This is a genomic window from Thiobacillus sp. (assembly GCF_018780105.1).
Lineage (GTDB): Bacteria > Pseudomonadota > Gammaproteobacteria > Burkholderiales > Thiobacillaceae > Thiobacillus.
Map to the genome: position 1 here is coordinate 125,109 of NZ_JADMKC010000007.1, position 26,600 is coordinate 151,708.

18 protein-coding genes are annotated in these 26,600 nt (G+C 62.9%); 14 read left to right on the forward strand and 4 right to left on the reverse strand.

Annotated features, from left to right (window positions below; all coding sequences use genetic code 11):
* Nucleotides 1-28 precede the first annotated feature (28 nt).
* Nucleotides 29-991: a selenoneine biosynthesis selenosugar synthase SenB gene (gene senB / locus IV098_RS07165; RefSeq protein WP_296887518.1), complete on the reverse strand. Its 963-nt coding sequence runs from the start codon at nt 989-991 to the stop codon at nt 29-31.
* 47 nt (nt 992-1,038) lie between these two features.
* Here senB and IV098_RS07170 point away from each other — a divergent pair, with 47 nt between their 5' ends.
* Entirely contained in the window at nt 1,039-1,818 is a 780-nt protein-coding gene (locus IV098_RS07170) for an RNA methyltransferase (RefSeq protein ID WP_296887520.1), read from the forward strand.
* Between the two features lie 61 nt (nt 1,819-1,879).
* Here IV098_RS07170 and IV098_RS07175 read toward each other — a convergent pair whose 3' ends face one another.
* Nucleotides 1,880-2,710: a PhnD/SsuA/transferrin family substrate-binding protein gene (locus tag IV098_RS07175; RefSeq protein ID WP_296887522.1), complete on the reverse strand. Its 831-nt coding sequence runs from the start codon at nt 2,708-2,710 to the stop codon at nt 1,880-1,882.
* 195 nt (nt 2,711-2,905) lie between these two features.
* A complete protein-coding gene (locus tag IV098_RS07180) occupies nt 2,906-4,912 on the reverse strand; it encodes an EAL domain-containing protein (protein ID WP_296887524.1) in 2,007 nt (668 codons plus the stop codon).
* 262 nt (nt 4,913-5,174) lie between these two features.
* Here IV098_RS07180 and ppsA point away from each other — a divergent pair, with 262 nt between their 5' ends.
* The 13 genes from ppsA to IV098_RS07245 all read left to right on the forward strand — a co-directional run bounded on the left by ppsA (nt 5,175) and on the right by IV098_RS07245 (nt 24,323).
* Nucleotides 5,175-7,511 (forward strand): phosphoenolpyruvate synthase, encoded by a 2,337-nt coding sequence (ppsA, locus tag IV098_RS07185; RefSeq protein WP_296888146.1) that lies wholly within the window; start codon nt 5,175-5,177, stop codon nt 7,509-7,511.
* A 29-nt stretch (nt 7,512-7,540) separates the two neighbouring features.
* Nucleotides 7,541-7,978, forward strand: coding sequence for a hypothetical protein (locus IV098_RS07190; RefSeq protein WP_296887526.1), 438 nt, complete (start codon nt 7,541-7,543; stop codon nt 7,976-7,978).
* 92 nt (nt 7,979-8,070) lie between these two features.
* The gene (locus tag IV098_RS07195) at nt 8,071-9,711 is read left to right on the forward strand and encodes a CTP synthase (protein ID WP_296887528.1); all 1,641 of its coding nucleotides are present in this window, start codon (nt 8,071-8,073) and stop codon (nt 9,709-9,711) included.
* Nucleotides 9,708-10,550, forward strand: a complete 843-nt coding sequence (gene kdsA / locus IV098_RS07200; RefSeq protein WP_296887530.1) for a 3-deoxy-8-phosphooctulonate synthase — start codon at nt 9,708-9,710, stop codon at nt 10,548-10,550. Before IV098_RS07195 ends, kdsA begins: the two co-directional genes overlap by 4 nt.
* 62 nt (nt 10,551-10,612) lie before the next feature.
* Nucleotides 10,613-11,896, forward strand: a complete 1,284-nt coding sequence (gene eno / locus IV098_RS07205) for a phosphopyruvate hydratase (protein ID WP_296887532.1) — start codon at nt 10,613-10,615, stop codon at nt 11,894-11,896.
* A complete protein-coding gene (ftsB, locus tag IV098_RS07210) occupies nt 11,874-12,233 on the forward strand; it encodes a cell division protein FtsB (protein ID WP_296888148.1) in 360 nt (119 codons plus the stop codon). Before eno ends, ftsB begins: the two co-directional genes overlap by 23 nt.
* Nucleotides 12,226-13,413 carry a cell division protein ZipA C-terminal FtsZ-binding domain-containing protein gene (locus IV098_RS07215; protein WP_296887534.1) on the forward strand — a complete coding sequence of 396 codons (1,188 nt, stop codon included), beginning with the start codon at nt 12,226-12,228 and terminating at the stop codon, nt 13,411-13,413. Before ftsB ends, IV098_RS07215 begins: the two co-directional genes overlap by 8 nt.
* A complete protein-coding gene (gene ligA, locus IV098_RS07220) occupies nt 13,413-15,491 on the forward strand; it encodes an NAD-dependent DNA ligase LigA (protein ID WP_296887536.1) in 2,079 nt (692 codons plus the stop codon). Before IV098_RS07215 ends, ligA begins: the two co-directional genes overlap by 1 nt.
* 24 nt (nt 15,492-15,515) lie before the next feature.
* Nucleotides 15,516-16,385, forward strand: a complete 870-nt coding sequence (gene galU, locus IV098_RS07225) for a UTP--glucose-1-phosphate uridylyltransferase GalU (protein ID WP_296887537.1) — start codon at nt 15,516-15,518, stop codon at nt 16,383-16,385.
* 241 nt (nt 16,386-16,626) lie between these two features.
* Nucleotides 16,627-16,842: a DUF3330 domain-containing protein gene (locus IV098_RS07230; protein ID WP_296887539.1), complete on the forward strand. Its 216-nt coding sequence runs from the start codon at nt 16,627-16,629 to the stop codon at nt 16,840-16,842.
* A 53-nt stretch (nt 16,843-16,895) separates the two neighbouring features.
* Nucleotides 16,896-20,867 carry a phosphoribosylformylglycinamidine synthase gene (purL, locus tag IV098_RS07235; RefSeq protein ID WP_296887541.1) on the forward strand — a complete coding sequence of 1,324 codons (3,972 nt, stop codon included), beginning with the start codon at nt 16,896-16,898 and terminating at the stop codon, nt 20,865-20,867.
* 67 nt (nt 20,868-20,934) lie between these two features.
* Complete coding sequence (gene ppc / locus IV098_RS07240; protein WP_296887543.1) at nt 20,935-23,754, forward strand: phosphoenolpyruvate carboxylase; 2,820 nt, start codon at nt 20,935-20,937, stop codon at nt 23,752-23,754.
* Nucleotides 23,751-24,323 (forward strand): hypothetical protein, encoded by a 573-nt coding sequence (locus IV098_RS07245; RefSeq protein WP_296887545.1) that lies wholly within the window; start codon nt 23,751-23,753, stop codon nt 24,321-24,323. Before ppc ends, IV098_RS07245 begins: the two co-directional genes overlap by 4 nt.
* Here IV098_RS07245 and IV098_RS07250 read toward each other — a convergent pair.
* A complete protein-coding gene (locus IV098_RS07250) occupies nt 24,310-26,598 on the reverse strand; it encodes an MMPL family transporter (protein WP_296887547.1) in 2,289 nt (762 codons plus the stop codon). The genes IV098_RS07245 and IV098_RS07250 overlap by 14 nt on opposite strands.
* Between the last annotated feature and the right edge of the window lie 2 nt (nt 26,599-26,600).

Sequence of the window (26,600 nt, forward strand, 5' to 3'; positions counted from 1 at the left end):
CAGCATAAGCCATGCGTCAAGTGAGGCGTCAAATGATAGGCATCTGCTCGAATTCCGCGACGACCTGCCGCAGTCGGCTGGCTTCCTGCTCAGGCCGCATCAGCGCGCGGCGCGTGCGGGCGTGCCGTAGCAGCTCGGCATAAAAATCGGGATCGCGCTCGGCCATCGAGAGCAACTCGGCCAGTCGCCGCTCGTCGCCCACTGGAAAATAACCGGGATAGCCCTCGCCCAGCATGCCGATGTTGCCGGGCATGTGCGAGGCGAGTACCGGCACATCGGCCGCCAGCGCTTCGCAGATGACATTGGCGCCGCCTTCCATGACCGAGCTGATGACCATCAGTCGCGCGCGCGCCAGCCGGTTCAGCACCGTTTTGTGCGGCACATCGCCTGCCCAGTGCCAGCGCGGCAGCTTGCCCTGTGCCAGTTCGGCGGTGGCGGCCATGTCCTCGCTCAGCGCGCCACCCAGGTGGGTGACCTGAATGTGCGAGGAATCGGGCAGATAGGCGGTCGCCAGCGCAGCGCGGAACGGATCTTTTTCTGGACGCAGGTGGCCGATGACCAGTACCTCGAAGGCTTTGGCGCGCACGGATTTGCGTGCGGTGTCGGGCGATGATTGGTAAATCACCCGTGTCCTGGCGGCCAGATGGGTAGCGAGCTCGTCAACGCCGCGCTCTTGCAGCACGATGATCCGGTGTGCGAGCTCCAGCGCCTGCTGTGCATTGGCGTCTTCATGGATGTCGCGATACAGGTCTGTGCCGGTCAGCGCCAGCAGCAGCGGCCGGCTGGGAAAACGCTCGGCGAACGCGTGGATCGAGGCAAAGCTGCGCCGCGCATGCAGCGCCAGCATCAGGTCGGCTGGGCGGCCGTCCCATTCCGTCTGTACCCGAACCGTGTGCCCCGCCTCGCGCAGGAAGCGCGCCCAGCGTGCGGCTGTGTGCCAGTTGCCGTTGCGATGGGCCGCGCCATACGGGGTGATGAGTGCGATGCGCATGCGCGCGATTTTACGCCGGGCGAGGCGATTCGCGGATAATTGGGCGGATGACAGAAACCCCCATTTCGTCGCACGACAACCCGATTTTCAAGCGGCTGAAGAAGCTGGCCGAATCCGCGCGCGCGCGGCGCGAAGCAAGGATGACCTTGCTCGACGGCGAGCATCTGCTGGCGGCGTATCTCGACGCCGGCGGCCAGCCGCATACCCTGGTGCGTGCGACTTCGTTCGATGCCGCTACTTTTGAAGCGTTGGCTGCCCGTTGTCTGCAGGCCAAGCGCATCGTGCTGCCCGACGCGCTGTTCGCCGCGCTCTCTCCGGTTTCCACGCCGACCGGCATGCTGGCCGAGGCCGCCTGGCTTGCGCCGCCTGCCATCGACGCCACGCCGCTCGTCATCGTGCTGGAAGACATACAGGATCCGGGCAACCTCGGTTCCATGCTGCGCAGCGGCGCGGCGGCCGGGGCCACGCTCGCCGTGCTGTCGAAGGGCTGCCACGACGCGTGGTCGCCCAAGGCCTTGCGCGGTGGGCAGGGCGCGCAGTTTGTGCTGCCGATGCTGCTGGGCGTGGAACTGGCGGTGTGGCTGCATGCTTTTGCCGGCCGCAGCATCGCGCTGGCATTGGGGCAGGCCAACGATTTTTATGCGCAGGATTGTGTGGGACCGATGGCCTTGATCGTGGGCAACGAGGGCAGCGGTGTGTCCCCGGCAGTGACCACGCATGCAAGCCTGTGCGCACAGATTCCCATGCCTGGTCGGGTGGAGTCGCTGAATGCGTCTGCTGCGTTGGCGGTGGCGGTTTTCGAGGTGGTGCGGCAACGGCATCGATAACTGCTTGGCCAGATGAAAACACGGCCTCTAATCGAGGCCGTGTTTTTAGCAAGACTGCCGCTTACTTGGGCATTTGCTGGTCGTACAGCTGTTTACCTTGTTCCAGCAGGCGGTTGGCGTTCGTATATTCCGCGCTGCTGGCGGGCAGGGTTGCGGTTGCCCCGCTGGCCGATCCGGTAATTGCCGCCAGCGCTGCCTTGCCTTCGGGTTTGGCCCCGATGCTGGCCAGTACCGCTGTCAGGCTTTTCTTTTCCTGGGTCGACAGGGCATTGTCGAGGCTAAACGCAAACCCGGGAATGCGAGCAGTCTCGCCCAGCACCTTGAATGCGCCGGGGGCTTCAGCGTTCAGTGTCTTCCAGGCGATGGGGCTGATGCAGATGGCATCCAGGCTCTTGGTCTTGAGCTCCTTCGTCAATACGTCCATGAACTTGCCCTCGTAAACCGAGGCGAAGTCGCGGTCGGTCCGCAGCTTGGTCTTGCTGAGCGAATCCATGCACAGGGGGCCGACGGCCGTGTCGCGTGAGGCAAGACCAAGTCGCGCGCCTTTGAGGGCGGCGATGTTGCCATACGGCTTGTCCACCGCGATCACAAACAATCCATACAGTGGCTTGTTCCACTTGGCGACCGGGTTGTAGCCATCTTCAATTGCATCGGCGGTGACTTGGGCCGGGGCGAGCAGAAGAGCGAAGCGACTCGCATTGTTCAGGCGGCGTTCCATGTTCTTGAAGCTTTGGCTGATTTCCAGTTTGATGTTGGAACCGGTTTCCTTGGCGAGGTAATCGGCCAGGGGTTTGAATTCCTCGCGCAACTCGGACTGGTTATCCTTGCTTGCGCTACCGGCAAACACGCCAAAGCGGTAGTCAGCACCATGCGAAAGCAGAGGCAGACACATGAGCGCCGCCGCGATAAGTGTCTGGGAAAGCGAGCTGGGGTGAAGCATAGAGACTCCTGGAGGGATGCAAAAGACGTCGATAGAGAGGATGTTGGCAATTTTGTGACGGGTAAAGCGGTTGCCAGAAGCAAAACTTGAGCAAAGGCGCACACCGGGCGGCCCGTTGAGTGGGCTGCTTGTCCAGACAGTGGGTGATCAGGTGGTATCGATGAAGAACTGAGACCAGTCGCGTTCCAGCAACGAGAGGATTTGTTCGGCAGGAACGGGCCGGCTGATGTAATAACCTTGCACGACCGGGCAGCCGATCTTGCGCAGAACGTCGAGCTGGCTCCGGTTCTCCACCCCTTCGGCAACGGTGTCGAGATTGAGGCCTTTGCAGAGGGCGAGAATCGAATTGACGAGGGCTTCGTTGACCGAGTCGTGGCGAATGTCCTTGACGAAATAGCGGTCGATTTTCAGAAGGTCGAGCGGGAACCGTTTCAGATGCGCCAGCGATGAATAGCCGGTGCCGAAATCGTCGATGGCGATCGAGACGCCCAGCGCTTTCAGGGCCAGGATTCTGCTGGAGGCGGCATCCATGTCGCCCATCAAGATGCCTTCCGTCAGTTCCAGTTGCAGGGAATGCGGCGGCAGTCCGGATCGGTCGAGCGCAGCTTCCACCTGGGCGAGCAAGTCCTTGTGCCAGAACTCCTTGCTGGACACATTGATGGCGACAGACAGTTCGTTGAATCCCGCCGCATGCCAGCGCGCAGTCTGGGCGCAGGCCGTGTTGAGCAGCTTGCGTCCGACCGGGATGATTTCGCCGGTGTCTTCCAGCATGTCGAGGAAAGCGGCTGGGCTGAGCAGGCCCCTGACCGGATGGTTCCAGCGGATCAAGGCTTCGACGGTATCGGTGCGTCCGCTGTCGAGGTTGACCTGGGGCTGGTAATAGAAGACGAACTCATTGCGCTCCAGCGCATAGTGCAGGTCGGTGTCGAGCTGCAGCCTTTCCTCGGCCATGGCGTTCATGGCGGCGTCATACAGGTGGTAGCGGTTTTTGCCACTGCTCTTGGCGTGGTACATCGCGGTGTCGGCGTTTTTCAGCAAGTCGCTGGAATTGAGGCCGTCGGTCGGATACATGCCGATGCCGATGCTGCAGCTGTTGAACAGTTCGCGTTCGGAGATCTGATAAGGCGCCACCATGACTGCGAGGATCTTGTCCACCAGTTGCAGGACCTGCGTGACCTCGTTCACATCGCTGATGACGACAACAAATTCATCGCCGCCCAGCCGTGCGACGATGTCTTCGGCGCGTACGGTAGCCCGCAGGCGTTTGGCTACGTTGCAGATGAGCTGGTCGCCGACCGCATGGCCGAGGGTGTCGTTGACGCGCTTGAAATTGTCGAGGTCGATAAACAGCACGCCTATCAGGGTCTTGTGCCGCCTCGCGTGGGCCAGCGCCTGTTCAAGGCATTCCAACAGCAGGCGACGATTGGGCAGGCCGGTCAGCGCGTCGTGAATGGCCAGGTGTTCGCGCTCACGGCTGATGCGCGTGGTGTAGCGCAGCACCACAGCGGACACGATCACGCCCACCAGCAGGGCTGCGCCACACAGCAGATACATCCAGAAACGCGCCACCTTTTGCGCTTCATAGGCCTTGCGGCTGGCGTCCAGTGCAACGCGCTGGGTTTCGACGTCGAGTTGGAACAACACGGCCAGTACCTTGTTCTGCATGGGAATAACGCGGGAGATGGCAAGTTTTTCCGCCTCCAGGTTGTGCTCGCTGCTGATCAGGTCGATGACTTGTGATTGGATGGGCTGGGCGATCTTGACTAGTTTTTGCTGGCGCAGGATCAGTTTGCGTTCCCGCTCATTCAAGGGCATGTCCTGCAGGGCCTGGCGGGCCACCGCATACTCCGCCCCTTTTTCGTTGAAACGGGTGAGCAGTTCGTCCCGTTCGAAAGGGTCCCCGATTTTGCTCAGGGTGAGCATGATCAACGTGCGCTCGCGCGCGATACTCAACAACGTCTTGGTGATGTTCTGCTTGCGCATGTGCACGTCGACAACCCGATTGAGATTGTCGGTGGTGACGCCCAGCTGCCGCAGTCCGATCATCGTGACGAACAGAATGAGCAAAAGCTGTACGACAAACCCGGCAAATAACGCGGCGCGCCAGGCGGCCGGGCGAACAGGGTGTGACGCGGTCTCGGTTTGTGCTGGCATGACGCTTGATCAGGGCAAGGACAGACGTGTCGATATGCAAAAAATGACGAGAGTCAACGCTTAACGGCTTTGATTCGGCGAAAAACAGGGGCGGATGGATTTTTATGAATGCGAGTCGGTCAGGGTGGAGCCTTGCAGAATCTGGGCAGCCAATAACGTCTAAACTCGAAGGCAGAACACCCAGGCGGTCCTCTGTCGCCTGCACGCAGTGCCACGATGAACCGGGAAGGAGTGAATGATGCAGGACTTGAGCGCGCGCAACATGGCTGACTATATCGTTCCGCTGGAGGCCTTATCGATGGCCGACGTACCGCGCGTGGGCGGCAAAAATGCTTCGCTCGGCGAGATGATCGCCCATCTGGCCGGCGCAGGTGTCAAGGTGCCGGGCGGCTTTGCCACCACGGCGCAAGCGTTCTGGGATGTGCTCGATCACAACGATTTGCACGCGCGCATTCAGGCGCGGCTGGATGCGCTCGATGTGGCGGATGTGACGGCGCTGGCTGCGGCCGGTGCGCAGATTCGCGCCTGGGTGGAAGCGGTTGTTTTGCCGCCTCTGCTGGAGGCAGGCCTGCGTGCAGCCTATCGCGCGCTGGGAGACGAGGTGTCGGTGGCAGTGCGCTCATCCGCAACCGCCGAGGACTTGCCCGACGCCTCGTTTGCCGGCCAGCAGGATACCTACCTGCATGTGTGCGGAGAGGTGGCCTTGCTCGCGCATGTGAAAAAAGTCTTTGCTTCGCTCTACAACGATCGCGCGATTGCCTATCGTGTACACCATGGATACGCCCATGGCGGGGTGGCGCTGTCGGCGGGGGTGCAGCGCATGGTGCGTTCGGACAGTGCCAGCGCCGGCGTGATGTTCACGCTCGACACCGAATCCGGTTTCCGCGATGCGGTGTTCATTACGGCGGCCTATGGGCTGGGTGAAACGGTAGTGCAGGGTGCGGTCAATCCCGACGAATTTTATGTGCACAAGCCGATGCTGGCCCGGGGGTTTCCTGCCGTGGTGCGGCGCGAGCTGGGCGAAAAGGCGGTTCGCATGGTCTGGCACGACGGTGTGACGCGGGTCGAGGACACGCCCCTGGCACTGCGCCGGCGTTTCTCGCTGGCCGATGCCGAGGTGCTGGAACTGGCGCGCCAGGCGATGGCGATCGAGCAGCATTATGGTCACCCGATGGATATCGAGTGGGCCAAGGACGGCGAGACCGGCGAGCTGTTCATCGTGCAGGCGCGACCCGAAACGGTGAAGACCCGCGTTCAGGGCGGCGGGGAGCGCTACGTGCTGGAAGCGTCCGGCACGGTGCGCATCAGCGGTCGCGCCATTGGCCAGAAAATCGGCGCCGGCAGGGTGCGGATTGTGGCCAGCCCGGCGGAAATGGAGCGGGTGCAATCGGGCGACGTGCTGGTGAGCGACATGACCGACCCCGACTGGGAGCCGGTGATGAAGCGCGCCGCGGCGATCGTCACCAACCGCGGCGGGCGCACCTGCCATGCGGCGATCGTGGCGCGCGAACTGGGCATTCCCGCGGTAGTGGGTGCGGGCGATGCGACCACCGTATTGCAAGACGGCGAAATGGTGACGGTGTCGTGCGCCGAGGGCGATACCGGGTTTGTCTACGCCGGCCAGTTGCCGTTCTCGGTGGAGATGCTGGCGAGCGGGACACTGCCGCAGCCGCCCGTGAAATTGATGATGAACGTCGGCAACCCCGAGCGCGCCTTCGAGTTCGCGCAGATCCCCAATCATGGCGTCGGGCTGGCACGGCTGGAATTCATCATCGCGCGCATGATCGGCGTGCATCCGCTGGCGCTGCTGGAATACGCCAACCAGACGCCGGCACTGCGCGATGAAATCGATCAGCGCATCGCCGGCTATGCCGATCCGGTGTCGTTCTATGTCGACAAGCTGGCCGAGGGTATTTCCACCCTGGCGGCGGCATTCTGGCCGCAGCCGGTGATCGTGCGCCTGTCGGACTTCAAGTCCAACGAATACGCCAACCTGCTGGGCGGGGAGCGCTACGAGCCGAAGGAAGAAAATCCCATGCTGGGCCTGCGCGGCGCGGCGCGTTATGTGTCGGCGCTGTTCCGCCCGGCATTCGTGCTGGAGTGCCGCGCGCTGAAGCAGGTGCGCGAGACCATGGGATTCGACAATGTCGAAGTGATGATTCCCTTCGTGCGCACGCTGGAGGAATGCGCAGCCGTGGTCGACTTGCTGGCGGCCAACGGCCTCAAGCGCAGCGAAAACGGCCTGCGCCTGATCATGATGTGCGAGATACCGTCCAACGTGTTGCTGGCCGATGACTTCCTGCAGTACGTCGATGGCTTCTCCATCGGCAGCAACGATCTCACCCAGCTGACCCTCGGCATCGACCGCGATTCCGGTCTGGTCGCCGGCGGCTTCGATGAACGCAATCCGGCGGTGAAAAAGCTACTCGCCGAGGCGATTTCCGCCTGCAAGCGACACGGCAAATATATCGGCATCTGTGGCCAAGGGCCGAGCGATCATCCCGATCTGGCCGACTGGCTGGTGGCGCAGGGCATTGGCTCGCTTTCGCTCAATCCGGATAGCGTGGTAGCAACCTGGCAACGCCTCGCGCTGGCGTGATATTTTGTCGGCCTTATCAGGGAGATGACATGCAGGCACCGACGACGAGCCCACGCAAGAGCGGACTGAAATGGATTGTGTGGCTGGCCGGGCTGCCACTGCTGCTTTTCGCGCTTTATCTGGCGTTTGTACTGAACTGGTCGTATTCCGAAGGCGAGCGTGCCGGGTATCTGCAACGGTTCTCGCACAAGGGCTGGTTGTGCAAGACCTACGAAGGCGAACTGGCCATGACCACCGTGCCGGGGGTAGCGCCGGTACTGTGGAATTTCACGGTCAAGGACGCGGCGGTGGCCAGGCAGCTGAATGCGCTGGCAGGCAAGCGTATCGTCGTTTACTATGAAGAGCACCGTGGCATCCCCACCACCTGCTATGGCGAAACCAACCATTTTGTCAGCAGCGTGCGTGAGATCGAGGACATCGGCGTGCATACCAACCCGGTCAAGCCGCTGCAGCAGATTCCGCAATAAATCGCACCGATGTCGGCCGTTCAACTGCATCGTCATTGAGCCATCATGGGTGATGGAGTAGAATCCGTCATCACCCGCCCCCGCTTAGTAAAATGACGAAGTATGTGTTTGTCACTGGTGGAGTGGTTTCTTCCCTCGGGAAAGGGATCGCCTCCGCCTCACTCGCTGCGCTGCTCGAATCGCGCGGCATCCGTGTCACCCTGTTAAAGCTCGACCCGTACATCAACGTCGATCCCGGCACCATGAGCCCGTTCCAGCACGGCGAGGTGTTCGTGACCGACGATGGTGCGGAAACCGACCTCGACCTGGGCCATTACGAGCGCTTTTCCAGCGCGAAGATGGGTAAACGCAACAATTTCACGACCGGCCAGATCTACAAGTCGGTGATCGACAAGGAGCGGCGCGGCGATTATCTCGGCGGCACCGTGCAGGTCATTCCGCACATCACCGACGAGATCAAGGCCTCGATCCGCGCCGGCGCTGAAGGCTCCGACGTGGCGATGGTGGAAATCGGCGGCACGGTGGGCGACATCGAATCGCTGCCCTTCCTCGAGGCCATCCGCCAGATGGGCTTTGAAGATGGTCCGGAAAATACCTGCTTCATCCATCTGACGCTGCTGCCCTACATTCCCACCGCAGGCGAGCTGAAAACCAAGCCGACCCAGCATTCGGTCAAGGAGCTGCGTGAAATCGGCATCCAGCCCGACATCCTGCTGTGCCGTGCCGACCGCGAAATCCCGGTCGACGAGCGCCGCAAGATTGCGCTGTTCACCAATGTGCGGCCGGAAGCGGTGATCCAGATGCTGGATTCCGACTCGATCTACAAGATCCCGGCAATGCTGCACGACCAGATGCTGGACGAGATCGTCTGCCACAAACTCAATATCCTGGCGCGCGCGGCCGATCTGACCATCTGGAAAAAGCTGGTCAACGCGCTGGAACACCCCAAACACACCGTCAACATCGCCTTCGTCGGCAAGTATGTCGATCTCACCGAGTCCTACAAATCGCTGTCGGAGTCGATGATCCACGCCGGCATGCATACCCTCAGCAAGGTGAAGATTCACTACATCGATTCGGAACAGATCGAGCAATCCGGCACCGGCAGCCTGAAGGACATGGACGCGATCCTGGTGCCCGGCGGTTTTGGCAAGCGCGGCGTCGAAGGCAAGATTGCCGCGATCCGCTACGCGCGCGAAAACAAAGTGCCGTATCTCGGTATCTGTCTGGGCATGCAGCTCGCGGTGGTCGAATATGCGCGCGATGTCGCGGGCATGGCCGATGCGCACTCCACCGAATTCGACGCCGCCACCACGCATCCGGTCATCGGCCTCATCACCGAATGGCTGGACCGCGGTGGCCAGATCGAAACCCGCAGCGAACAGTCCGATCTGGGCGGCACCATGCGTCTGGGCGGCCAGCCCTGCAACCTGAAGGAAGGTACCCTGGCGCGCGAAGTGTATGGCGCAGCCGACATTACCGAGCGCCATCGCCACCGTTACGAAGTCAACAACACGCTGCTCGCCGAACTCGAGGCCAAGGGCCTGGTGGTGGCGGGTCGCGCACCGGGAACCGATTTGTGCGAAATGGTCGAGTTGCCGCAATCGGTGCATCCCTGGTTCGTGGGCTGCCAGTTCCATCCCGAATTCACCAGCAATCCGCGCACCGGCCATCCGCTGTTCATCGCCTTTGTACAAGCCGCACTGACTCACCAACAGGAGAAGCGTGCATGAAGCTCTGTCACTTTGAAGCTGGATTGGACAAGCCGCTGTTCCTGATTGCCGGCCCCTGCGTCATCGAATCCGAGCAACTGGCGATGGATACAGCCGGTGCGCTGAAGGAAATGTGCGCCGCGCTGGACATTCCGTTCATCTACAAATCGTCGTTCGACAAGGCCAACCGCTCGTCGACCCAGTCGTTTCGTGGTCTGGGGGTCGAAGAAGGTCTGCGCATCCTGTCCGAGGTGAAAGCGAAAATCGGCGTGCCGGTGCTGACCGACGTGCACGAAGACACGCCCCTGAATGAAGTGGCGGCGGTGGTGGACGTGCTGCAAACGCCGGCGTTTTTGTGCCGCCAGACCAATTTCATCCAGAACGTTGCGCGCGTCGGCTTGCCGGTCAATATCAAGAAGGGCCAGTTTCTGGCGCCGTGGGATATGCAGAACGTCGTCGACAAAGCGCGCGCAGTCGGCAACGAGCAGATCATGGTGTGCGAGCGTGGCGTGAGCTTCGGTTACAACACGCTGGTGTCCGATATGCGTGGCCTGGCGATCATGCGTGGCACGCAGTGCCCGGTGGTGTTCGACGCCACCCACTCGGTGCAGCAGCCTGGCGGGCAGGGCGCCACCAGCGGCGGCCAGCGCGAATTCGTGCCGGTGCTGGCGCGCGCGGCGGTGGCGGTGGGCGTGGCGGGTGTCTTTGCCGAAACGCATCCGAACCCGGCTTGCGCGCTGTCGGACGGCCCCAATGCCTGGCCGCTCGACATGATGAAAGAACTGCTGGAAACCCTGAAAGAAATCGACGTGCTGGTGAAACAGCGCGGATTTATTGAACACAAAATAATGAAAGTCTGAACGGAGGGACGGGGGGTCGCGTGACCACTATCGTTCTCTTATCTGGAATCTAAGGAAATAAATTGAGCGCAATCATTGATGTCATCGCCCGGGAAATTCTCGACTCTCGCGGCAATCCCACTGTAGAAGTCGACGTGCTGCTGGAGTCCGGCGTGATGGGGCGTGCCGCCGTGCCGTCCGGCGCATCCACCGGCAGCCGCGAAGCCATCGAATTGCGTGACGGCGACAAGTCCCGTTATCTCGGCAAGGGCGTGCTGAACGCCGTCGAACACGTCAACACCGAAATTTGCGAAGCCATCATCGGCCTCGACGTCGAAGATCAGGCCTTCATCGATCAGACCATGATCGAGCTCGACGGCACCGAGAACAAGTCGCGTCTGGGCGCCAATGCGCTGCTCGCTGTGTCGATGGCGTGCGCGCGCGCCGCCGCCGAACAGGCCGGCCTGCCTTTGTATCGCTATCTCGGCGGCGCAGCGCCGATGGCCATGCCGGTGCCGATGATGAACATCATCAACGGCGGTGCGCATGCCAACAACAACATCGACATGCAGGAATTCATGATCATTCCGGTCGGTGCGCCGAGCTTCCGTGAAGCGCTGCGCTACGGCGCCGAAGTGTTTCATGCGCTGAAGAAACTGCTCGACGACGCCGGCATGGCGACGACCGTGGGCGACGAAGGCGGCTTTGCCCCCAACCTGGAATCGCACGAGGCGGCGCTGAAGCTGATCGTGCAGGCCATCGAAAAAGCCGGCCTGCAGCCCGGTATCGATGTCGCCATCGGCGTCGATTGCGCTGCCTCCGAGTTTTACAAGGATGGCCTCTACCATCTCGAATCCGAAGGCCTGAAGCTGACATCGGCGCAGTTGACCGATTATCTTGCGGCCTGGTGCGACAAATACCCGCTGATCAGCATCGAGGACGGTATGGCCGAAGGCGACTGGGACGGCTGGAAGGTCCACACCGAAAAGCTCGGCGCGCGCGTGCAGCTGGTGGGCGACGATCTTTTCGTCACCAACGCCAAAATCCTCAAGGAAGGCATCGAGAAGGGCATCGCCAACTCGATCCTGATCAAGGTCAATCAGATCGGCACCCTCTCGGAAACCTTTCAGGCCATCGAAATGGCCAAGCAGGCCGGCTACACCGCAGTGATCTCGCATCGCTCGGGCGAAACCGAGGACACAACCATTGCCGATCTGGCCGTCGCCACCAATGCGCGCCAGATCAAGACCGGTTCGCTGTCGCGTTCCGACCGCATGGCCAAGTACAACCAGCTGCTGCGCATCGAAGAAGAACTCGGCGACACGGCAAGCTACCCTGGGCGTGATGCGTTCCGCCAGCGCGGCTAATTTCAGCGCGAGCGGCTTTGCCGCGCGTGTACGCAGCCAGGGGCTGACCTGGGCGCTGGCTGCCGCGATCGTGTTGTTGCAATACCCGCTGTGGCTGGGGGCGGGCGGCTGGTTGAGCGTGCGGGAGCGCGCTCGGGAAATCGACATCCAGCAGGCATTGAATCAGCGTCTGCAAGCGCGCAATGCCGGTTTGCTCGCCGAGTTGGGAGACCTCAAACAGGGGCGTGACGCGATTGAAGAGCGCGCGCGCAATGAATTGGGCATGATCGCGGCGGACGAGTGGTTCATCCGCGTGGTGCCGGCCCATTCGGTTCAGTCTGGAAAAACGCATGAGTGATTTGCAAATCAGCTTGTTGGCGATCGGCGCGGCCATCGTGGTGGCAATACTGGCGTTCAACTGGTTTCAGGAACGGCGCTTCCGCAACCAGGCGAATGCCGCGTTCGAGTCGCCGGTCGCGGATGTGCTGATGCAACCCGGCAGCGCCCCGTCTGCGCGTGACCCGCACAAGCGGGTCGAGCCCGCATTCGATGCAAACGATGCACACGACCTGGCCGAAGCCCAAGAGCCGCATTTGCACATCGACAGCAATCCTGTACCAACGAGCGCTGCGACGACGGCTGCCGACGACATGGCGCATGTCATGCGCGCCGCCGCCGAAGTTTCGGCGCAGCCAGCCAGTGCCGCCGCTCCGATCGCGGTTGCACCCTACGACGAACTGATCGAATACCGCATTCGTCTCGGCAGTGACGGCGTGCAGGCCAATGCACTGGCCGACGCATTCAGCCACACCCGCACCCTGGGCAAGAGCGTGCGCTGGATCGGCGTGCCGGTGGGCGCGACGCAATGGGAAGAAGTCCAGCCATGGCGCGACCTGCATTACCAGCAGCTGGTTGTCACCATGCAGCTCGCCGACCGCAATGGCGCGGTGCTGGAAGAGCAACTCACGGGCCTGTGCGAAATGATGCAGACCCTGGCACAGAACCACGGCCTGCGCATCGCCTGCGACGACGTGGTCGAGGCGCTGGAACGGGCGCAGGCGATCGACCGTTTCTGCGTCGACGTCGACGTCTTGATCGGCCTGAACGTGGTGGCGCGTGGCGAAGGCGCGGTGAACCTGACCCGCATCGTGCGCGAGGCCGAAGGCAGCGGCATGGTGCTGGGGATGGATGGCGTGTTCCAGCTGCTCGACAGCCGCAGCGAACAGCTTTACGCCTTGTGCAACCACGATGCCGAGCCCTTCAGCAACGAAGTGGTCGAGGGGCAAACCTCGCAGGGCGTGACCCTGCAATTCGACGTGCCGCGCGTGCCCGACGGGCTCAAAGTGTTCGACGGCATGGTGGCGTTTGGCCGCAAGCTGGCCAACGAAGTCGGTGGGATCCTGGTGGACGACAATCTGCGTCCGCTGACCGACACCGGCATTGAAAAAATCCGCACGCAGCTTGCGCACATCTACGAACGCATGGAAGCGCGCGGCGTTCCATCCGGCTCCCGGCGGGCGCTGCGTCTGTTTTCCTGATGGCTTCGCCCGACGTGCTGGCGCGCGTGACTGCGCTGCGTCGGGAAATCGAACGCCATAATCACGCTTATTACGTACTCGATCAGCCGACGATTCCAGACGCGGAATACGATCGCCTGTTTCGCGAACTGCAGGCGCTCGAAGCCGATCATCCGGAACTGCTGACGCCCGACTCACCCACCCAGCGCGTTGGCGGCACGCCGCTCGACGCCTTCCCCAAAGTGCGGCATGTGGTGCCGATGCTGTCGATCCGTACCGAAACCGATACCGAGGCCAGCGGTGCGCAGGCATTCGATACGCGGGTGCGCAAGGAGCTGGAACTGGCCGAGTCCGATCCGCCAGTCGAGTATGCGGCCGAACTGAAATTCGATGGCTTTGCGATCAACCTGCGTTACGAACATGGCCTGCTGGTGCAGGCCGCCACGCGTGGCGACGGCGAAACCGGCGAGGACGTGACGCAGAACATTCGCACCGTGCATGCCATTCCGCTGCGCCTCGTCGGCGATGCCTTGCCTGCCGTGCTCGAAGTACGCGGTGAGGTGTTCATGCGGCGCGACGATTTCGAACGCTACAACGCCCGGCAGCGCGATGCGGGCAAACCCACGCTGGTGAATCCGCGCAATGGCGCAGCCGGCAGCATCCGCCAGCTCGATCCCAGGCTCGCCGCGCAGCGTCCCTTGTCCTTTTTTGCCTATGGCCTGGGTGAAGTGCAGGGCTGGCACGGTGCGCCCGACACCCACAGCAAGACACTGGCGGCGCTGGAGCAGATGGGGGTTCTCGTTTGCGCCGAGCGCATCACCGGGCAGGGCGCGGCAGCCCTGATTCAATTTCACGACGACATCGCGGCTCGCCGCGACCAGCTGCCGTTCGACATCGACGGCGTGGTGTACAAGGTCAACCGCTTCGACTTGCAGCGCCAGCTGGGCTTCGTCACGCGCGAGCCGCGCTGGGCGGTGGCACACAAATATCCTGCGCAGGAGGCGCTCACCACGGTGCTCGGCATCGACGTGCAGGTGGGGCGCACCGGCAAGCTGACGCCGGTGGCGCGGCTGGCGCCGGTATTCGTCGGCGGGGTGACCGTGACCAACGCCACGCTGCACAATCAGGACGAGATCGACCGCAAGGATGTGCGCGTTGGCGATACCGTGATCGTGCGGCGCGCAGGCGACGTGATTCCGGAAGTCGTCGCGTCCGTACCGGAGCGGCGCCCGCAGCCCGCGCCGCCGCGTTTCGATATTCTGCAAACCTGCCCGGTTTGCCCGGAGTGCGGTTCGCACGTGGTGCGGCTCGAAGGCGAGGCAGCGGCGCGCTGTACCGGCGGCCTGGTGTGCCCGGCGCAGCGCAGGCAGGCGCTGCTGCATTTCGCCGGCCGCCGCGCGATGGATATCGAGGGGCTGGGCGACAAGCTGGTCGAGCAACTGGTCGAGCGCGGCCTGCTGCACACGCCGGCCGACGTGTATGGTCTGAGCCTCGACACGCTCGCCGGGTTGGACCGCATGGCCGAAAAATCGGCAGCCAATCTGCTCGCCGCCGTCGAAACCAGCAAGACCACCACGCTCGCGCGCTTTATTTTTGCTCTGGGTATCCGTAACGTGGGGGAGACCACCGCCAAGGATCTGGCACGCCATTTCGGTTCGCTGAATGCGCTGATGGCCGCCGACGCAGCCGGCTTGCTGGCGGTACGGGATGTCGGGCCGATCGTCGCGGAGTCCATCCTGCAGTTCTTCGCCGAACCGCATAACCGCGAGGTGATCGCCATATTGCGCGGCGCCGGCGTGCATTGGTCCGAATCAACCGGCGTGCAACAATCGGCCGGTATGCTGGCCGGCAAGACGCTGGTGCTGACGGGCAGTTTGCCCACGCTGACGCGCGATGCGGCGAAGGAGCGGATCGAGGCCGCCGGCGGCAAAGTGGCAGGTTCGGTGTCGAAGAAAACGGATTACGTGGTGGCGGGTGCCGAGGCAGGCAGCAAGCTGGACAAGGCGCGCGAGCTGGGCGTCGTCATACTGGATGAGGCCGGCTTGCTGGCGTTGCTGGCCGCCGATGAAGCTCCCGGGCAATTCACGCTGAATTTTTAAAACCAAGAAACACAGGGAAGAGTCATGCAAACAGTCAGAAAAGCCGTATTTCCCGTAGCCGGTCTGGGCACGCGTTTTTTGCCGGCCACCAAGGCCAGTCCCAAGGAAATGCTGCCCATCGTCGACAAGCCGCTGATCCAGTATGCCGTTGAAGAGGCCATGGATGCGGGCATCACCGACATCATTTTCATCAGCAGCCGCACCAAGCGCACGGTAGAAGATCATTTCGACAAGGCCTACGAACTGGAAACCGAGCTCGAAGCGCGCGGCAAGAAGCGCGTGCTGGAACTGGTGCAGTCGATCCGTCCGGCAGGCATCAACTTCATCTATATCCGCCAGGCGGAAGCCCTGGGGCTGGGGCATGCCGTGCTGTGCGCCCAGCCGGTGGTGGGGAACGAACCCTTTGCGGTCATCCTGGCCGACGACCTGCTCGACGGCAAACCGGCGGTGATGAAGCAGATGGTCGATCAATATGGTTATTACCAGTGCTCGGTGCTCGGCGTGCAGACCGTGGCGCCCGAGGAGACGGCGTCCTACGGCATCGTGGATGCGACCCCGATGGCCGAGCGCGTGTCGCGCGTCAATGCCATCGTCGAGAAACCCAAGCCCGAAGACGCCCCGTCCAATCTGGGCGTGGTCGGTCGCTACATCCTCACGCCGCGCATTTTTCACCATATCCAGCAGCTCAAGCCGGGCGCCGGCGGCGAACTGCAGCTCACCGACGCCATTGCCGCCTTGCTGAAAGAGCAGCAGGTGCTGGCTTACGCATTCGACGGCATTCGCTACGACTGCGGCAGCAAGTTCGGCTACCTGCAGGCCACGGTGGAATATGCGCTGAAGCACGCCGAAGTCAGCGAAGAGTTCGCCGCTTACCTGAAAAAACGGATGTGCTGAGTCTGGCGGGCTGAGCCGCCGCAGCGGTTCAGCCTGCGGGCTCAAGCTGCGCTGCGATTGACGGCTGAGACCAGCCGGACTCTTGCAGCCATGCCGCCAGCGTGTCTGGCGGCATGGCCCGGCCCATCAAATAACACTGTGAAAAATCGCAGCCGAGGATGTCCCGGATCGCCGCCAGCTTGTAAGCCGGTGGCGAGAATCTACACTGATAGGGTGTGTTTCGGGCCGGAAGGAGGCTGCAATGGATACACGTCATCGCACCCCGGCAGGCGGCCTTTTGATGCAATGTGCCGATGAAGAGGCCTGCACGGTATTCAGTTGCGAGATCTGCCTCAAGGATGTCCCGGCAGACTCGGTCAAAGTGAGCGACGTTCAGGATTACGTTCACCATTTTTGCGGGCTGGATTGCCTCGCGGTCTGGCAAAAGCGGGCCACGCTCGCCAACAAGCGGGTCTGACAGGCCGCGTCGATCAGCTAAAATAGCGTCTTTGCCCATTTGCAAAGACGCTCATGTCTTCAATCGTTTCTCTTCCCGGCAGTGCCGCGCTGTCCACTTTCCGACTCGACAAAATCCGCCAGGAAGCCGCCCGTTCGGGGATCGTGCTGGGTGAGTTGAGCGCGCGCTACTGGCATTTTCTGGAGATCGAAGGCGAACTCGACGCCGCCGCCATGCAGGTACTCGGGCAGGCGCTCGACTACGGCACGCCGACCGATGCGCCGGCCGCGAATGCCGTGCAGTGTCTGGTGACACCGCGCCCGGGCACGATCTCGCCGTGGTCGTCGAAGGCGACGGACATTCTCAGGAACAGCGGGCTGGCTTCAGTGCGCCGGATCGAGCGCGGCGTGGCTTGGCGCGCGTGCGATGCGCAGGGCGCAGCCTTGCCGGCGCAGGCGCTGACAGCCTTGCTGCCGCTGCTGCACGACCGCATGACGGAGACCGTGCTGGCCTCGCTGGAAGACGCCAGTGTGTTGTTCCAGCACGTGCCGCCGCGCGAACTGGCGACGGTGGACGTGCTGGCCGGCGGCCGTGCCGCGCTGGAAGGCGCCAACCGCGACCTTGGGCTCGCGCTGTCGGACGACGAGCTGGATTATCTGGTCGACAACTTCACCCGTATCGGACGCAATCCCACGGACGTCGAACTGATGATGTTCGCGCAGGCCAATTCCGAGCACTGCCGCCACAAGATTTTCAACGCTGCTTGGGTGATCGACGGCGCCGCGCAGGCCAAATCCCTGTTCGGCATGATCCGCGATACCCACGCCGCCCACCCGGAAGGCACGGTGGTGGCGTATTCGGACAATTCGTCCGTGATTGAAGGCGCGCAGATCGAGCGCTTCTATCCGCGCGCCGACGGCAGCTACGCCTACAGCAGCGAGCTCACCCACGTGCTGATGAAGGTGGAGACGCACAACCACCCGACCGCGATTTCGCCGTTTGCGGGCGCGGCCACCGGCAGCGGCGGCGAAATCCGCGACGAAGGCGCGACCGGCACCGGTTCCAAACCCAAGGCCGGGCTGTGCGGTTTTTCGGTATCGAACCTGAATATTCCCGGCGCCACCCAGGCCTGGGAGGCCGACGCTTACGGCAAGCCCGAACGCATCGTGTCGCCGCTCGCCATCATGCTCGAAGGCCCGATCGGCGCGGCGGCGTTCAACAATGAATTCGGCCGCCCCAATCTGGCCGGCTATTTCCGCACCTTTGAAGAAACCGTCGCCGGACAGCGCCGCGGTTATCACAAGCCGATCATGCTGGCGGGCGGCGTCGGCAGCATTCGCGACGACCATGTGAACAAAAAGATGCTGCCGACCGGCACCCTGCTGATCCAGCTGGGCGGTCCCGGCATGCTGATCGGTCTGGGCGGCGGCGCGGCGTCCAGCATGGACACCGGCAGCAACGCGGCGAATCTGGACTTCGATTCGGTGCAGCGCGGCAACCCCGAAATGGAGCGGCGCGCGCAGGAAGTCATCGACCGTTGCTGGCAGCTGGGCGACCACAATCCCATCCTGTCGATCCACGACGTCGGCGCCGGCGGACTGTCGAACGCGTTGCCCGAACTGGTCCACGGCGGCGGCCGCGGCGGCCGTTTCGAGTTGCGCGCCGTACCGTCGGAAGAGTCTGGCATGTCGCCGCGCGAAATCTGGTGCAACGAGGCGCAGGAACGCTATGTGCTGGCGATTCCGCCTGATCGCATCGGCGAATTCCGCGCCATCTGCGAGCGCGAGCGCTGCCCGTTTGCGGTGCTGGGCGAAGCGGTCGAAGACAACCATCTGCAGGTGACCGACGCGCATTTCCAGAATGCGCCGGTGGATATTTCGCTCGACGTGATTCTCGGCAAGCCGCCGAAAATGACGCGCGAAGTGGCGCATCAGGCGGCCGTTCCTGCGCCGCTGGCGCTCGAGGGCATTGCGCTGCACGAGGCGGCTTACCGGGTGCTGGCGCTGCCCGGCGTGGCGTCGAAGATGTTCCTGATCTCCATTGGCGACCGCACGGTCGGCGGCCTCACCGCGCGTGACCAGTGCGTGGGACCGTGGCAGGTGCCGGTTGCGGATTGCGCGATCACGCTGGCGGGTTACCAGACCACGCAGGGCGAAGTGTTTTCCATCGGCGAGAAAGCGCCGCTGGCGCTGATCCATGCCCCCGCATCGGGGCGCATGGCGATTGTCGAGGCGATCACCAATCTGGCGGCGGCGCGGGTCGAAGGCTTGCACCAGGTCAAGCTGTCGGCCAACTGGATGGCGCCGGCCGGCCATCCAGGTGAAGACGCCGCGTTGTTCGACACCGTGGCTGCGGTTTCGGCTTATTGCCAGGCGCTGGGCATTTCCATCCCGGTCGGCAAGGACTCGATGAGCATGAAAACGGTGTGGGAGGCCGACGGCGCGAAGCAGGCCGTGACCTCGCCGATTTCGCTGGTGATTTCGGCCTTCGCCAACAGCCCCGATGCGACGCAGCATCTGACGCCGCAACTGCGCACCGATTTGCATGGAGAGCAGTGCGGCGAGACCGACCTGATCCTGATCGACCTCGGCCTGGGTAAAAACCGTCTCGGCGCATCGAGCTTTGCCCAGGCCTACAAGCAGGTGGGCGACCGCTGCCCGGACGCACCGACACCCCGGGCGCTGGCGGCGTTCTTCGACACGGTGCAGGCGCTCAACGCCGATGGCAAACTGCTGGCGTACCACGACCGCAGCGACGGTGGGTTGTTCGTCGCGCTGGCCGAAATGGCGTTCGCCGGGCATTGCGGGCTGGACCTCGACGTGGACGAGCTGTGCCTCGAGCAGATCCGCCATGAGGTCGAAGACGAGGGCTTGCCGGAACCCGAGTTGCTGACTGAAAGCGATGTGTCGCAGCGTATCTTCAACGTGCTGTTCAACGAGGAGGCGGGCGCGGTGCTGCAGGTGCGCCGCACCGACACGCAGGCTGTGATGGAGGCTTTCATGGTGGCCGGGTTGCGCGGCGAGTTTCATGTCATCGGGCAACCGAATGCGGATGACCGGGTGCGCATCCTGCGCGGCAACCAGGCGTTCTTCGACGAGGCGCGCACCGATCTGCAGGCCGCCTGGGCGCGCACCAGCTACGAAATGGCGAAGTTGCGCGACAACCCGGCCTGCGCGGAGCAGGAGTTTGCAGCGCAGGCGGATGCGGCCGATCCAGGGTTGGGCTTCAAGCTCAGCTTCGATGCCGGGGCCGATGTCGCGGCGCCCTTCATAGCCACCGGCAAGCGTCCGCGCGTGGCTGTGCTGCGTGAACAGGGCGTCAACGGCCAGGTCGAGATGGCGGCTGCGTTCGATGCCGCGGGCTTCGCGGCGGTCGACGTGCACATGAGCGACATCCTGTCCGGCCGGGTGAGTCTGGGCGATTTCACTGGTTTGGCGGCCTGCGGCGGCTTCAGTTATGGCGATGTGCTGGGCGCCGGCGGCGGCTGGGCCAAGTCGATCCTGTTCAATTTGCGTGCACGCGACCAGTTTGCTGCGTTCTTTCAGCGCACCGACAGCTTTGCCCTGGGGGTCTGCAACGGCTGCCAGATGATGAGCCAGTTGCATGAACTGATCCCCGGCGCCGAGGCGTGGCCGCGTTTCGAGCGCAATCTGTCGGAGCAGTTCGAGGCCCGCTTCGCCCAGGTTGAAATACTGGATTCGCCGTCGCTGTTCTTTGCCGGCATGGCCGGTTCGACGATGCCGATCGCGGTGTCGCACGGCGAGGGCCGCGTGGTTTTCCGCGATTCCGCGCATGCCGCACAGGCGCTGGCCAGCGTGCGCTACGTCGATCATCACGGCGTTCCCACCGAGACCTATCCGCTCAACCCCAACGGTTCGGCTGGCGGCTTGACCGGCTTTACCACGGGCGATGGCCGCTTCAGCATCCTGATGCCGCACCCCGAACGCGTGTTCCGCGCCGCGCAGTTGTCGTGGAAACCGGTTGGCATGGCACATGCTAGTCCATGGATGCGGATGTTCCGTAATGCCCGCCTCGCGGTTGGGTGATGCCTCTCGATATGAGAAAATCCGCCCTGCACGTCCATCCCGTCACGCTTAATTGAATCGATTCCCCATGACTGCTCCCGAGAACCTACTGACGGATGACCACCTGCGCGCGCAGGTCAGACTGCTGGGCACTCTGCTCGGTCAGGTGTTGCTGCAATTTGCCGGTGAAGACGTTTTCAACGCAGTGGAAACCTTGCGGCGCGGCTTTGCCGAATTGCAGCAGCAGGAAAACCAGCAGCGCCGCACCGAGCTGATGGAGATGATCGACGCCATGCCGGCCGACAAGGTCGAACTGGTGGTGCGCGCATTCTCGAGCTATTTCAAGCTGGTGAACGTGGCGGAAGAAAGCTACGCCCACCGCAACCGCCGCCGCATGCTGTCGCACGGGATGGCGCTGTGGGATGGATCGTTCGACCGTACTGTGGCCGAGCTCAAGATCCAGGGCCTGTCGCCGGATACCCTGCAGGGCATGATCAACCGCCTGCATTACGCGCCGGTGTTCACCGCGCATCCGACCGAGGCGCGCCGTCGCGCCGTGATGGAAGGGATGCGCCGGGTGTTCCTGATTTGCGACCAGCTCTACAGCCCCATCCTCGGGGTGAACGACCAGCGCGAACTGGAAGCGCAACTGGTCGCCGAGATCCAGGTGATGTGGCGTACCGACGAACTGCGCAGCGCCAAGCTCGAAGTGCGGGACGAGGTGCGCAATGGCCTGTATTACGTGCGCGAAAGCCTGTTCGAGGCGGTGCCCAAGGCCTACCATTTCTTTGAAAAGGCGCTGCGCAAGCATTACGGCGTCAATGCCGAAGGCGTGGCGCCGATCAGCGTGCCAAGCTTCATCCGCTTCGGTTCCTGGATCGGCGGCGATCGCGACGGCAATCCCTTTGTGACCGCCGATGTCACCGAATGGACCGTGCATACGCAGATGGAGGCCGCGCTCGACGAATACCGAAAACGTGTGCTGGAACTGCGGCAGACGCTCACCCACAGCAGCGGCTGGTGCACGCCTTCCGCGCCCTTCCTGGAGCGGCTGGCCGAGTATGAGGCCGAGTACGGCGAACAGGTGTTCCGTGGTACGGCGGTGCAGATCTACAGCCGCGAACCGTACCGGCGCATGGCAGCGATGATGCTGGCGCGGCTGGATGCCAATCTGTCCTACATCCACCAGTGTCTGGCCGATGTGCCGAGCTTCACCTCGCATCTGGCCTATGAAAACGCATCGGTTTTCCTCGACGATTTGTACCTGTTGCGCGACTCGCTGATCAGCCATGGCGACCGCATCGTTGCCCAGCAAGATCTGCAAGCGCTGATCCGGCTGGTGGAAAGCTTCGGCTTCCATCTGTTGCAACTCGACATCCGTCAGGAATCGACTGTGCATACGCGTACCGTCACGGGTGTGCTGCAGCAAATCGACCCCGATTTCAATTATCCGGCGGCGAACGAGAGCGAGCGCCTGCAGCGCCTGGCAGCGTGGATCGGCCATATCGACCCGATTGCCATTGACGATTCCGCACTGGACGACGAAGCGCGCGAAGCGGTCGCCGTGTTCCGCCGCATGGCCAAACTGCAGGCCGAGGTGGGCGACGAGGTGTTCGGCGCCTACGTGATTTCGATGACGCACAGCGCGTCGCACGTGATGGAAGTGATGCTGCTGGCGCGCCTGGTCGGACTCGCCGGCCACAACGGCCGCGACTGGTTCTGCCGCATCCTGGTTGCACCGCTGTTCGAGACGGTGGAAGACCTGCAGCACAGCGAGGCGATCCTCGACCAGTTGCTGTCGAACAAGGCCTACCGCGCGTTGCTGACCGCGAACGGCAACCACCAGGAAGTCATGCTCGGCTATTCGGATTCATGCAAGGACGGCGGCACCCTGGCATCGAACTGGAATCTCTATCAGGCGCAGCTGTCCATCATCGCGCTGACCCAGCGCTACGGCGTCGAGTGCCGCCTGTTCCATGGTCGCGGCGGCACCGTCGGGCGCGGCGGCGGCCCCACCCACGATGCCATCCTGTCGCAGCCGCCTGGCACCGTGAACGGCGAAATCAAGTTCACCGAGCAGGGCGAGATGCTGTATTACAAGTACAGCAATCCGGAAACCGCCAATTACGAAATCGGCATGGGCGTCACCGGCCTGATGAAAGCCAGCGCCACCGCGCTGGCGCAAAACGAGGTGCGCTACCCGCAGCAATATCTCGACTGGATGCGCGACATGGCGGCTGCAGGCGAAGTTGCGTACCGTGCGCTGATCGCCACGCCGGGCTTCATCGACTATTTCTACGAAAGCACCCCGGTCACCGAAATCGGCCTGCTCAATATCGGCAGCCGGCCCTCGCACCGCAAGAAAGCCGACCGCTCGCTCGGTTCGATCCGGGCGATCCCCTGGGTGTTCGGCTGGGCGCAATCGCGCCACACCCTGCCTGCATGGTTCGGCATCGGCAGCGCGCTGTCCGGCTTCATTGCCCGGCAGCCGGATGGCCTGGCGCAATTGCAGACGATGTACCGCGAGTGGCCTTTCTTCCGCGGTCTGCTGTCGAACGTGCAGATGGCGCTCAGCAAGGCCGACATGGAAATCGCCGAGGAATATGCACGCCTGTGCGAACACCCCAACACCATGGCGGTGTACCGCGTGATCGCGGACGAGTTCGGCAGCACCGTGGCAGGGGTCAAGCAGGTTGCACAAATTGAGGCGCTGCTGGAAGAAAACCCGTCACTGTCGCGCTCGATTTCGCGCCGCCGGCCCTACATCGATCCGATCAACCACATCCAAGTGCGCATGTTGAAGCGCTACCGCAGCGGCAGCGTGTGGGAATCCGAACAGGACACCTGGCTGACGCCGCTGAAACGCACGATCAACGCCATCGCGGCGGGGATGCGCAACACCGGATGAGGCCCGGCACGCAAGCGAGCAATCCCGCGTTGCCGCAGCGGCGCGGGCTGATCGTTTCGATCACCGTCAATGCCGTATTGTTCATGCTGGTATGCGGTCTGGCCTTGTATGCCTTCATGCTCAAAGTGGATATCGACGACGGCAAGCGGCGGCTTGCCAAGGAAGTCGAAGTCCGTCAGCAGACCGAACGCTATCTGATCGAGACGCGCAATCTGCTGACCAACAGTCTGCGCGATATCGAGCAGCTGAAAGCGCAGCTGGCCTGGAAGGAAAGCGATTATCAGGCGGTCGTTTCGGCCAAGCCGGCCTTGCCGGTGGTGGTCGACTTCCGGGCTTCTTTTCTTGGGCAAGGCCTGGTGGCCGAAATCCGCAATACGAGCGACCGCTATCTGGCCGTGTCGCTGGTGGTACGCAATCCCGCTTCGTCGACGGCCAAGCGCTTCATGCTTGAGCTGAACCCGAAATCCAGCCTCGACTTCGGCCATCTGGAAGGCTGGCAATTTGCATCGGGCGACGAAGTCGCGTTGTTCAACGACGCGTTCGGCGCGCTCAGGCTTACTGTGCCGTGATAGTTTTTTCCTGCTTGCGAAGGCGCAGGCCGAGCAGAGCCGGCATCAGCAGCAACTCGAATACCTGACCCGCAAACAGGCCGACCGCACAGAGAATGCCGAAGTGCGCAGTGGGGCGGAAATCGGACAGGCCCAGCAGGATGAACTGGGCAATCAGCACCATCGAAATCGCAATCACGGCGCGCCCCGAGCTTTCCATGCTACGGATGATGGCGAACGCCGGGCTGACGCCGCGGCGCAGACGGTGCTGGTAGCCGTGATAGAGATGGATGGTGTCGTCCACGGTGATGCCGAGAATGATGCTGGCAATCAGTACGGTGGCGACGTCGAGCGAAATGCCGACTGCACCCATGACCACGAAAATGAAAAACAGCGGCGCCAGATTGGGCACCATGCAGATCAGTGCGCCGCGGAATGAGCGGAACAACAGGGCGAGCAACAGGAATATCTGCAGGAAGGCGGCGCCGAAGCTTTTCACCTGGCCGTCGACGATGCGGTCTTCCTGGTCCGAGAAGATGCGGCCGAAACCGGCCAGTTCGACCGACATGCCCTTGACCGGTTGTTCGGCGACATGGGCGCGGATCCGCTCGATCACCCGGCTGATTTCATTGGCGCCATGCACGTTGAGGCTCAGGGTGATGCGGCCGCGCTGAAACTCGCGATTGACCAGCTCGTACAAATCCTTGCCGTCGTAAATCAGCATCAGCTGTTCGATCAGTTTGCGTTCGGCAGGCAGAGCGTCAGGCCCCACGTCGCCGCCGTTGAATGCGCGGTTCATTTCTTCCAGCACGTCGACCATCGAGAAGCTGCGGTCGATTTCGGGTTGCTGTTCCAGCCAGGTTTGCAGTGCCTTGATCTGAGCCAGCGTGACGGGGTCTTTCAGGCTGTCGCGGGTGCTGCCGGTCAGCACGACTTCCAGGCCGGTGACGCCGACGAGCGCGCTTTCGACGCGTTCGGTGCTGCGGCTGATACTGTGCTCGGGGGCAAAAAACTCGAGCAGGTTGGATTCGACCTTGACCTGCAAAACCAACGGAATCGCCGCAGTCAGCACCAGGGCAGTCGTAATCAGGACTGCTTTTGCATGGCGCAGGCTGAACACCGATACCGCAGCCGCGATATGGCGCGCGTGCGCCATGCCGGAGCTGCGGCGCGGCCAGCGCGGGGTGTCCCATTTGAGCAGGATCGGTGGCACCAGCACGAACACCACGATGAAAACGATGAGCGTGCCGATGGCGCCCGACAGGCCGAATGCCTGCACCGGCGGGATATTCACCAGCAGCAGGCTCAGCATGCCGGCACCGGTGGTCAGCACATTGAAAAGTCCAGGCACTAGGGTTTCCCTTAGCGCGCGCTCGATGCGCTGTGGCCGCGCCAGCAGGGCGATACGGGCACGCTGGATGGCGGCGTAGAAGTGCAGCAGGGTGGCCGTGGTGTAGGCCGCCATCAGGGTGGGAATCATGGCGGTGATCGGCGTGTAGGGCTGCCCGGCAGCCACCAGCCCCGCCACGCTGGCGGCGACCACGGCGCCCATCGCGACGCCGCCGACCACCATGGGACGTATCCGGCCGACCACCCACCACATCAGGGCCATGCCGATCACCACCGTGAGGGGGATGAAGATCGCGCTGTCGCGCCAGATCGAGCGCAGTTCCTCGACCGTCTGCGCGATGGTGCCGGCGGTTGCGGTGCGTGCCTGCTCGAGGTTTTCAGCGGCGATGGCCTTGTCGAGTTCGATCTGGATGTCGCGGCGGGTCAGGCTTTCCTTGAGGAACTTGGGGCGCACCACCAGCGCGACCGCACGGCCATCGCGCGAGGCGATCAGGCCCGGTGCAAAGGCGTCGCCCAGCACGCGCGCTTTCCATTGCGCAGGGGTGCGTGCTTCCAGATGGTCCGGGTCGATCAGTATGGAAACCGCGAAGCCGTCGTCGGTGGCATCGATGTGCTCGGCGGTGGTGAGCGTCAGCACCCGGTCCACCGCCGGGTGTTTTTCCATCCGTATCGCGGTGCGGTGCAACGCGGCGAGAAACGCGGGGGTGTAGAGCTGGTCGCCCTCGAACAGCGCGATCAAGGCTTCGTCGTTGGGGAATTCCTTGAACAGCGATTCGCGCAGCTGGATGATGGGGGCGTCGGGCGGCGAGTAAATGTCGCCCGCGTTGTTGAAGTGCAGCTTGAAAACCAGGGGCAACGAACCCAGCAGGATGAACAGCAGGATGCCCAGCGCCAGCCAGGGCGGCAGCATGCGGCTGCCATTGAGCCAGGATTTCAGGAGGTTCACGT

Coding starts and splice junctions, on each gene's coding strand:
- ligA (WP_296887536.1), top strand. CDS start 13,413: ATGGCTTCGCCCGACGTGCTGGCGCGCGTGACTGCGCTGCGTCGGGAA.
- IV098_RS07175 (WP_296887522.1), bottom strand. CDS start 2,710: ATGTGTCTGCCTCTGCTTTCGCATGGTGCTGACTACCGCTTTGGCGTG.
- IV098_RS07230 (WP_296887539.1), top strand. CDS start 16,627: ATGGATACACGTCATCGCACCCCGGCAGGCGGCCTTTTGATGCAATGT.
- galU (WP_296887537.1), top strand. CDS start 15,516: ATGCAAACAGTCAGAAAAGCCGTATTTCCCGTAGCCGGTCTGGGCACG.
- IV098_RS07180 (WP_296887524.1), bottom strand. CDS start 4,912: ATGCCAGCACAAACCGAGACCGCGTCACACCCTGTTCGCCCGGCCGCC.
- ppc (WP_296887543.1), top strand. CDS start 20,935: ATGACTGCTCCCGAGAACCTACTGACGGATGACCACCTGCGCGCGCAG.
- ftsB (WP_296888148.1), top strand. CDS start 11,874: ATGCGTTCCGCCAGCGCGGCTAATTTCAGCGCGAGCGGCTTTGCCGCG.
- purL (WP_296887541.1), top strand. CDS start 16,896: ATGTCTTCAATCGTTTCTCTTCCCGGCAGTGCCGCGCTGTCCACTTTC.
- IV098_RS07190 (WP_296887526.1), top strand. CDS start 7,541: ATGCAGGCACCGACGACGAGCCCACGCAAGAGCGGACTGAAATGGATT.
- IV098_RS07170 (WP_296887520.1), top strand. CDS start 1,039: ATGACAGAAACCCCCATTTCGTCGCACGACAACCCGATTTTCAAGCGG.
- senB (WP_296887518.1), bottom strand. CDS start 991: ATGCGCATCGCACTCATCACCCCGTATGGCGCGGCCCATCGCAACGGC.
- IV098_RS07245 (WP_296887545.1), top strand. CDS start 23,751: ATGAGGCCCGGCACGCAAGCGAGCAATCCCGCGTTGCCGCAGCGGCGC.
- kdsA (WP_296887530.1), top strand. CDS start 9,708: ATGAAGCTCTGTCACTTTGAAGCTGGATTGGACAAGCCGCTGTTCCTG.
- ppsA (WP_296888146.1), top strand. CDS start 5,175: ATGGCTGACTATATCGTTCCGCTGGAGGCCTTATCGATGGCCGACGTA.
- IV098_RS07215 (WP_296887534.1), top strand. CDS start 12,226: ATGAGTGATTTGCAAATCAGCTTGTTGGCGATCGGCGCGGCCATCGTG.
- IV098_RS07195 (WP_296887528.1), top strand. CDS start 8,071: ATGACGAAGTATGTGTTTGTCACTGGTGGAGTGGTTTCTTCCCTCGGG.